This is a genomic window from Plesiomonas sp. (assembly GCF_051650925.1).
GTDB lineage: Bacteria > Pseudomonadota > Gammaproteobacteria > Enterobacterales > CAMTGL01 > Plesiomonas.
Map to the genome: position 1 here is coordinate 1 of NZ_JBOFRH010000197.1, position 1,420 is coordinate 1,420.

Annotated in this window: 1 protein-coding gene and 1 pseudogene; both read right to left on the minus strand. The window is 49.1% G+C overall.

All coding sequences use genetic code 11. The features are described from left to right. A partial coding sequence (gene envC / locus ACRC27_RS04785; protein WP_438639312.1) for a murein hydrolase activator EnvC occupies window positions 1-1,105 on the minus strand: 1,105 nt, incomplete at its 3' end. Window positions 1,106-1,114: 9 nt separating this feature from the next. Next, window positions 1,115-1,420, minus strand: a pseudogene (locus ACRC27_RS04790) (2,3-bisphosphoglycerate-independent phosphoglycerate mutase); the annotation flags it as partial.

Sequence of the window (1,420 nt, forward strand, 5' to 3'; positions counted from 1 at the left end):
CTTTGACTTCGCTACCCTCGGATGCAGCAATAACCATCCCTTTCCAGCGCAGCTCACCTTGCAGTGTTTCGCCGAAACTGTGAATAGTACGACCGCGAACTGGCCACAGAGCCTGACCGTTGCCACGGCCTAAACCCCCGGTACGGGCGATTAACGAACGCTCACTTTCCGTTGGTTTGTATTTATAGGTGGTGCCTTTTTTCTTCGCCTGTTCTTCTTTAGCCTTCATTTGAGCCTGAAGTTTGGCGGCTTCACGAGCCTCTCGCTCGGCTCGAGCCTTAGCCTCACGTTCGGCTTTTGCAATCTGATCGCGCAGGCGCGATTCGTTCGCTTTCATTTCAGAGAGCTGTTGCTGGTCTTTCGCCAGAGCGCTTTCCAACGATGACAGTGTTTTTTGTCGCTGAATGCGGGCAGATTCAAGCTGTTGTTGAGCTTGCTGCTGAGTGATGAGAATCGCGTTTTGTTGGTTCTGTGCTGCTTCTAGCGCTTTCTTTTCACTGGCTAACTCTGTGCGAGTTTGGTTTAGCTTATCAATGTTCTTCTGGCGTGCTTCATTGAGATAGCCAAAGTAAGCCAAGATACGCTCACTGCGCTGGCTTTCTTCACCACTCAGCAATACTTGAATGCCGGTATGTTTCCCTAGGCGGAAAGCCATATCGAGTTGATGCTCAAGCAGTTGTAGATGCTTATTCTCTTGCGACTGAAGCTTTTTAATTGATGCGGTTAGTTTGGTGACATTGGCACTTAACGCCGCCAGTTCAGACTGTGTTTCTCGCAGGGATCGACTCGCCTGAGCGATGATTTTTTCTTGGGCTTTGAGTTGATCTTGCAGTGAACTGCGTTGTTGCTGCTGTTGTTTTACGGCTTTTTCTTTTTCAGCAATGTCTTGCTGAATAGATTTTAGCTGCTGTTTATTATCGTCAGCGGCAATCGCGGGGAACGAAGAAAACCATGCGCCAGCGTAAATGAAACTGGCACATAGTATTGGCAGCATGCGAAGCGCTGTGGGTAACGGTGACAAACACGTTTGCTTATCACCGATGTTTTTACCCGTTTTGAGCGCTAAGGCTACCTTTGATTCGTGAAATTGGTCTTTTCCCCTCATGGGGATCGATTATTCCACGATGAACAGCGGCTTACCAGTCATCTCTTTAGGCACTTCCATGTCCATCATCGTTAACATGGTTGCTGCGATGTCAGACAATTTACCGCCTTCAACGGCTTTAGCCGGTTTTCCAACATAGATAAGTGGTACTGGCAGGTTGGTATGAGCGGTATAAGCTGCACCAGTAACCTGATCGCGCATCAGCTCGGCGTTACCGTGGTCTGCGGTGATTAGCAACTGACCACCTACGTTTTGTACGGCTTCCACAACCTGACCGACGCAATGATCCAGTGTCTCAACGGCTTTAACGGCTGC